Annotated in this window: 5 protein-coding genes; 2 read left to right on the top strand and 3 right to left on the bottom strand. The window is 63.8% G+C overall.

Annotated features, from left to right (window positions below; all coding sequences use genetic code 11):
- Together AAFH49_RS14515 and AAFH49_RS14510 are read left to right on the top strand one after the other, a co-directional pair.
- A partial coding sequence (locus AAFH49_RS14515; protein ID WP_425293333.1) for an MGH1-like glycoside hydrolase domain-containing protein occupies positions 1–1,429 on the top strand: 1,429 nt, incomplete at its 5' end.
- Between the two features lie 92 nt (positions 1,430–1,521).
- A complete protein-coding gene (locus AAFH49_RS14510) occupies positions 1,522–3,801 on the top strand; it encodes a GH92 family glycosyl hydrolase (RefSeq protein ID WP_342299244.1) in 2,280 nt (759 codons plus the stop codon).
- A 90-nt stretch (positions 3,802–3,891) separates the two neighbouring features.
- Here the strand turns inward: AAFH49_RS14510 and AAFH49_RS14505 are convergent, their stop codons facing one another.
- The 3 genes from AAFH49_RS14505 to AAFH49_RS14495 all read right to left on the bottom strand — a co-directional run bounded on the left by AAFH49_RS14505 (position 3,892) and on the right by AAFH49_RS14495 (position 7,247).
- Entirely contained in the window at positions 3,892–4,977 is a 1,086-nt protein-coding gene (locus AAFH49_RS14505; protein ID WP_342299242.1) for a mechanosensitive ion channel family protein, read from the bottom strand.
- A gap of 105 nt (positions 4,978–5,082) precedes the next feature.
- Positions 5,083–5,943 carry an ion transporter gene (locus AAFH49_RS14500; protein ID WP_342299240.1) on the bottom strand — a complete coding sequence of 287 codons (861 nt, stop codon included), beginning with the start codon at positions 5,941–5,943 and terminating at the stop codon, positions 5,083–5,085.
- 20 nt (positions 5,944–5,963) lie between these two features.
- Positions 5,964–7,247, bottom strand: coding sequence for a zinc dependent phospholipase C family protein (locus tag AAFH49_RS14495; protein WP_342299238.1), 1,284 nt, complete (start codon positions 7,245–7,247; stop codon positions 5,964–5,966).
- Between the last annotated feature and the right edge of the window lie 54 nt (positions 7,248–7,301).

Here is a 7,301-nt window from a genome sequence, read left to right as displayed (position 1 = left end):
GCACCTGCACAATGCCGACATCGTTTCGATGCCCGACAAGTGGGAGTACCCTTGGTACGCCGCCTGGGACCTGGCCTTCCACTGCCTGCCGCTGGCCATGGTCGATGCCGATTTTGCTAAGCAGCAGCTCCGCCTGCTCTGCCAGGACGGCTACCTGCACCCCAACGGCCAGATGCCCGCCTACGAGTGGAAATTCGAGGACGTGAACGCGCCCGTGCACGCCTGGGCCACCTGGCGCGTGTACCAGATGGACCGCAAGCTGCACGAGGGCCAGGGCGACACCGCCTTCCTCGAAGCCGTGTTCCAGAAGCTGGTCATGACCTTCACCTGGTGGGTAAACCGCAAGGACCGCGACGAGCGCAACATCTTCGAAGGCGGCTTCCTGGGCATGGACAACATCGGCGTGTTCGACCGCTCATCCCCGCTGCCTACCGGCGGCAAAATCGAGCAATCTGACGGCACCAGCTGGATGGCCATGTTCGCCCTCAACCTCATGCGCATTGCCCTGGAGCTGGCCCGCACCACGCCCGTCTACCAGGAAATGGCTACCAAGTTCTTCGAGCATTTCCTCTACATCGCCGAGGCCATGACGCGCGGGGGAGGCGGCCATTTCAACCTTTGGGACGAGGAGGATAAGTTCTACTACGACGTCCTCCACGCCCCCGACGACTCGCGCACCCGTCTGCGCATCCGCTCCATGGTCGGCCTCATCCCGCTCTTCGCGGTCGAAGTCATTGACGATGAATTACTCGCCACCGTGCCCGAATTCCACGCCCGCGCCCTGGCCCTCATCAAGCGCCGCCCGCGCCTGGCCGAGCTGGTGAGCCGTTGGGAAGAGCCCGGCCAGGCAACCCGCCACCTCATGGGCCTCATGCGCCGCAAGCGCCTGCGCAGCGTCCTCACCCGCATGCTTGATGAGACCGAATTCCTCTCCGAATTCGGCATCCGCTCGCTCTCCCGCTACCATCTCGATAACCCTTATCACTACCACACCGACGAGGACAGCTTCTCGGTGTCCTACGTGGCGGGCGAAGCGGAATCGGACATGTTCGGCGGCAATTCCAACTGGCGCGGCCCGGTCTGGTTCCCGGTCAATTACCTGATTATCGAGTCGCTCCAGCGCTACCACACCTACTACGGCGACGCCTTTACGATAGAATATCCCACCGGCTCGGGCCAGCTGCACACGCTGGCGCAGGTGGCCGATGCGCTGTCGGGCCGCCTCGCCCGCCTCTTCCTGAAGGATGAAAACGGCCGCCGCCCGGCGATGGGCGATACTGAAATCCACCAGACCGACCCGCACTTTCAGGACAACCTGCTCTTCCACGAATACTTCCACGGCGACGACGGACACGGCCTCGGCGCCAGCCACCAAACCGGCTGGACCGGCCTGGTGGTGCGCCTGCTGCACAAGGCGGATGCGAAGTAGCGCGGATTTTGTAGTCCGCGAGTCGAACAGTCTAACTCGCGGACTACAAAGTCCGCGCTACTTTGCGCATCAAACCGTTTTCCCGCCCGCCAATGTCCCTTCGGCTACTTCTGGTTCTCCTGCTCGCGCTGCTCGGCTCCGCCCAATCCTCGGCCCAAACCCTCGCGCCCGCCGATTTGGTGAACCCGCTCATGGGCACCGATTCCAAGCCCGACCTCTCGAACGGCAACACATATCCCGCCATTTCGCGGCCCTGGGGCATGAACTGCTGGATGCCCCAAACCGGCAAAATGGGCAACGGCTGGGCCTACCAGTACGGGGCCGATAAAATCCGGGGCTTCAAGCAGACGCACCAGCCCTCGCCCTGGATGAACGACTACGGGCAGTTCGTGCTCATGCCCGGCACCGGCAAAATCAGGGTGGGGGAGGACGAGCGGGCCAGCTGGTTTTCGCACAAATCCGAAACCGCCCGGCCCTACTACTACAGCGTGTACCTGGCCGATTACAACATCACCACCGAGCTGGCCCCCACCGAGCGCGCCGTCCGGTTCCGTTTCACCTTCCCCAAAACCGACAGCGCCTACGTGCTGCTCGATGCCCTCGACAAAGGCTCCTTCGTGAAGATGCTGCCAGCCCAGAACCGCATCATCGGCTACACCACCAAAAACCGGGGCGGCGTGCCCGCCAACTTCAAAAACTACTTCATCGTTGAGTTCGACCGCCCATTCACGGCCACTCACTTAGTCAACGATAACACCCTGACCAGTACCGGCACCGAGCTCACCGCCGCCCACGCGGGCGCGGTGGTCAGCTTCCGCACCGGCCGGGGCGAGCAGGTGCAGGCCCGCGTGGCGTCCTCGTTCATCAGCGCGGAGCAGGCTGAGCGCAACCTGCTGGAAATCGGGACCGACGACTTCGAAAGCGTGAAGCAAAAAGGCCGCGACGCTTGGAACAAAGCCCTGGGCCGGGTCGAAATACAAGGCGGCACCGATGAGCAGCAGCGCACATTTTATTCCTGCCTGTATCGTTCGCTCCTGTTTCCGCGCAAGTTCTACGAGCTGGACGCGGCCGGCCAGGCCGTGCACTACAGCCCGTATAATGGCCAGGTGCAGCCCGGTTTCCTCTACACCGATACCGGGTTTTGGGACACTTTCCGGGCCTTGTTTCCGCTGCTGAACCTGATGTATCCGTCGGTAAATGCCGAAATCCAGGCCGGGCTGGCCAATGCCTACCGCGAGGGCGGCTGGCTGCCGGAGTGGGGCAGCCCCGGCTACCGCAACATCATGGTGGGCAACAACTCCGCCTCCGTAGTGGCCGAGGCTTACCTGAAAGGCGGGCGCGGCTATGACATCAACACCCTCTACCAGGCCCTGACGCATGGGGCCAACAATGCCGGCCCGCTTGAAGCCGTGGGCCGCGCCGGTGTGAGCTACTACAACAAGCTCGGCTACGTGCCCTACGATGTGAAAATCAACGAAAGCGCCGCCCGCACCCTCGAATACGCCTACGACGATTTTGCCATTGCCCAGCTGGCCACGGCCCTGAAACGGCCCAAAAAGGAAATTGCCCTCTACACCCAGCGCAGCCAGAACTACCGCAAGCTCTTCGACAAGCAGAGTGGCCTGATGCGCGGCCGTAACCAGAACGGCACCTTCCAAACGCCGTTCAATCCCTTCAAGTGGGGCGATGCCTTCACCGAGGGCAACAGCTGGCACTACACCTGGTCGGTGTTTCACGACGTGCAGGGCCTAATGAACCTGATGGGCGGCCCCCGGCCCTTCCTGGCCACGCTGGACTCGGTTTTCACCCTGCCGCCCATCTTCGATGAGGCGTATTACGGCGAGGTAATCCACGAAATCCGGGAAATGCAGATTGCCAATATGGGCCAATATGCCCACGGCAACCAGCCGGCCCAGCACATCATCTACCTCTACAACTACGCCGCCCAGCCCTGGAAAACCCAGTATTGGGCCCGCGAAACCATGAACCGCCTCTACCGCCCCACGCCCGACGGCTACTGCGGCGACGAAGACAACGGCCAAACCTCGGCTTGGTACGTGTTTTCGGCCCTGGGCTTCTACCCCGTGTGCCCCGCTTCGGACCAATACGTGCTCGGCGCGCCCCTTTTCCCCAAAGCCACCCTGCACCTCGAAAACGGCCACGACGTGGTGCTGAACGCCCCCGCCAACAGCGCCGCCAACCGCTACATCAGCCAGCTGAAATTCAATGGCCAGCCCTACGGCCACAACTGGCTCAGCCACGCTGCCTTGCAGCAAGGCGCTACGCTGGACTTTGATATGGTGCCCGCGCCCGCCACCACCCGCGGCACCGCCGCTGCTGACGCGCCCTTTTCCGCCTCCAAACCACAATAGCAACGTAGCGTGGACTCTGCGAGTCCGCGTCCTATACGGATATCTGAACGGCGCGGAGACGCGGACTCGCAGAGTCCGCGCTACAGCCTGCTAAACAGTTGCGCCAACCACCGGCGGCCCGTCCACCTCGGCCCGCATGCGCGGCAAACTCCCCGGAAAATTCCGCTGCAAAAACGCCACCAGCCCCTCGCGCACGGCGCAGCGCAGGTCCCACAGCGCACTCGCATTGGCCGCGCTCACCAGCGCCCGCAGCTCCAGAGTGCGCTCCTTGGAGTCCGTCACTTGCAGCACGCACACCCGCTCGTCCCAGAGTGGGGTGGCTTCCAGCAGGCGGCGTAGTTCGGCGCGCAGGGCGTCCACGGGAACGGTGTAGTCGGTTTGGAGGAAGACGGTGCCGGTGAGGCGGGCGCTGGTGCGCGTCCAGTTCTGGAAAGGCTTTTCAATAAAGTAGTTGAGCGGCAGCACCAGCCGGCGCTCGTCCCAGATGCTGAGCACCACGTAGGTAAACGTGATTTCCTCGACGCGGCCCCACTCGCCCTCCACCACCAGCACATCATCAATGCGAATGGGCTGGGTGAAGGCTATCTGAAACCCCGCCAGCAAGTTGCTGATGGAGCGCTGCGCCGCAAAGCCCACAATCACGCTGGCAATGCCGGCCGATGTGAGCAGGCCCGTCCCTAGCCGCCGCACCGTTTCAAAGCTCATCAAAACTAAACCCACCGCCACGAATGCTACCAGCGAAGCCGCCAGCTTCTTCAGAAACTGGAGCTGCGTGAAGAGCTTGCGCACGCGCAAATTATCGGGCGAGCCGAGTTGGTAGCGGAGCTGCACCAGGTCCTGAAACACATCCAGCGTCTTAATCAGGCCCCAGGCGAAGGTGAGAATCAGCGTGAACTCGATGAAGCGGCGCAGCACCTCAAACGGCCGGGGCGGCAGCGGCACCAGCGGCAGCAGCAGCGAAATGGCCAGCACCGGCAGAAACCACGCGCTGGCCATGCGCAAGTGCCGCGCCAGGGAGCGGGCCAGGACCGAATCCTCGCGCCGGTCATAGGCCCGCAGCCCGGCGAAGATGACGAACCGGACCACCAGCCCGGCGGCCAGCCCGCCCAGCAGCACGGCCAGACCCGTGAAAATATCGGGAAAATGCGAGACGAGATGCGCCAGCGGTTCGTTCATAATTACCAGTTGCGCGGGCGGCCCGGGCCGCCTTCGGGTGAGCAGGGTGTACCGCGCCCGCCTCGGAAAGGTTAGCCGTCGGCGTTTGTGGTGCCCTGGCCGATGCTACACCGGCTGCCCGCAGTGCCAGCAGAAGGCCGCATCGGGCCGGTGGCCGTCGGCCTGGCAGGCGGGGCAAACGGCCTGCTTGAACGCGGGCGCGGCCGGCGCAACGGGCGCGGCTGGCTTAGCTGAGTTTGCCGGCATGGCCATCTGGGCTGTCACGATGCCCGTGGGCACGGCAATGATGGCGTAGCCCATTACCATGAGCACCGAGGCCAGCGTCTGGCCCAGCACCGTGACGGGCGAAATGTCGCCATAGCCCACTGTCGTCACCGTCACCACGGCCCAATAAATGCTTTTCGGAATGCTGGTGAAGCCGTTCTGGCCGCCTTCCACCACGTACATCAGCGTGCCCACCACGACAACCAGCGTGAGCACCGCCGTGAGAAATACCATGATTTTATAGCGGCTGGCCTTCAGCGCCTGCACGATGAACTCGCCCTCGCCCACGAAGCGCCCCAGCTTGAAAATCCGGAAAACCCGCAGCAGCCGCAGCGTGCGAATGGCCAGTAGGTAGTGACTACCCGCCAGCACCAGCGCCGCCAGCGCGGGCACAATGGCCAGAAAATCAATGATACCGAGCAGGCTCAGCGCGTAGGCCAGCGGCCGGCGCACCACCAGCAGCCGCACCACGTATTCGATGAGAAACAGCCCGGTAAACGCCCACTCCACGGCCCGCAAAAAGGGGCCGTACCGGACCGCGATATCGTGCACGCTTTCCAGCATCACGGCCAGCACGCTGAGCACCACGGCCACCAGCAGCACGATGTCAAACGCCCGCCCGGCGCGGGTATCCGACTCAAAAATAACGCGATAAGCGACCCGCTGCCAGCGTGGAGCGTCGTCGCGGGGCCGAATATCCATGGGTGAAAAGGGGGCTTGGGTTAGGACGCGGGCCGCGCCTGCAAAGCAGCCAGGGCAGCCTGCGTTTGCTGGAGTTTCTTCTGGGCTTTTTTCTCTTTTCTGTTGTCGTCGTGCTCCTTTTCCTGGGCGGCGGTGGGCACGCCGTTGGCGAAGTAGCTGAGCAGGGTCTGGCGCAGGGCGGGGGTGAGGTGCTCGAACTTACGTTTACGCAGCTTGCGCAGCAACTGGCCGTAGGTCTGGTCGGCCAGGGCGTAGGCGGTGGGGCGGGTGGGCTGGCCGGTGTCGAGGTTGGTATCGGGCAGGGCTAGGGTGCGGGTGGTGTCGGTGGGCTGCTCGTTGGTGAGGGTGCAAAACCGGGCCAGCGAAGCGCGGTAGCTGCGGTGAAACTGCAGGGCTCCCGGCACGTCGGTCAGGGTGAAGGCATATGGTTTCAGCGGGCCGACTTTGGGCAGCACGCTCAGCACACCCGCCATCAGGCGCGCGCCGAAGCCCGGTCGCTCGTAGTCGTGGCCAAACTCGCGGCGGTACTGGCGGCGGTTGTTGTGGTAGAGCGAGTCGCCGCGCCGGGCGCGCGGGCTCAGCTCCCGAATTTCGTCGTGCTTGTGGTGCCAGGCGGCCCGCGCCGCCGCCGGCAGCAGCTGGTTCACCGCGAAGCGGAACATGGCCACGCTGGCATTCACGTTGAAAAAAATCTGCTTCATTTCCAGCCCGTAGGTTTGCCGGAAGGCGCGCTCCATCACCGGCTTGCTCACCCGGAAGCCGATGGCCTTGTGGTAGGTCTGGCTGCGGTAACGGCCGGCCGCCACCTGCACCACATCGAAGGAAAACTCCAGCTCGGTATGCCGCACGGTGGCCTGCTCGTAGGTGATGATGGGGCCGAATTTCGCCTTCAAATCGGGGTAAACGGTGGCGATAATCTGGTTGGTGCCTTCGGGGTGGCCGGTGTTGTCGGCGGCGTAGTGGGCCAGCGCGCCCAGCGCGAAGGCGTACTCGTTGCGGTTGCGGGCCTGGCGCAGCAGGTTGCGCACGAAGTCGCCGGAGCGCACGTAGTGCGTAAGGTTGGTGAAGAACGTGGAGCCCAGCGGGTAGTAGCCCATGTCCTGCAAAATGGCCCCACCGTAGGCGTAGCTTTTGGCCTCGTTCATCTCGTGGGGCGTGCCGCCGGGGTAGTGGTGTTGCAGCAGCGGGGCAATGCAGTCGGCCCAGGTCGTGTCGATAATGGCCTGGTGGGTGAGCACCGAATAGGCGGCGGCCGGCGCGGCCGGGGCCAGCAGCAACAGGAAAAACAGAAGGCGAAAGCGCATGAAAACGGGCACGAGAGAAGCGTAACATGGGCAACGTGGAAACCCGCCCGCCCG

The organism is Hymenobacter segetis, from assembly GCF_038448715.1.
Taxonomy (GTDB): domain Bacteria; phylum Bacteroidota; class Bacteroidia; order Cytophagales; family Hymenobacteraceae; genus Hymenobacter; species Hymenobacter segetis.
This window is presented reverse-complemented; position numbering and strand designations above follow the sequence as displayed.

Coding starts and splice junctions, on each gene's coding strand:
- AAFH49_RS14510 (WP_342299244.1), top strand. CDS start 1,522: ATGTCCCTTCGGCTACTTCTGGTTCTCCTGCTCGCGCTGCTCGGCTCC.
- AAFH49_RS14505 (WP_342299242.1), bottom strand. CDS start 4,977: ATGAACGAACCGCTGGCGCATCTCGTCTCGCATTTTCCCGATATTTTC.
- AAFH49_RS14500 (WP_342299240.1), bottom strand. CDS start 5,943: ATGGATATTCGGCCCCGCGACGACGCTCCACGCTGGCAGCGGGTCGCT.
- AAFH49_RS14495 (WP_342299238.1), bottom strand. CDS start 7,247: ATGCGCTTTCGCCTTCTGTTTTTCCTGTTGCTGCTGGCCCCGGCCGCG.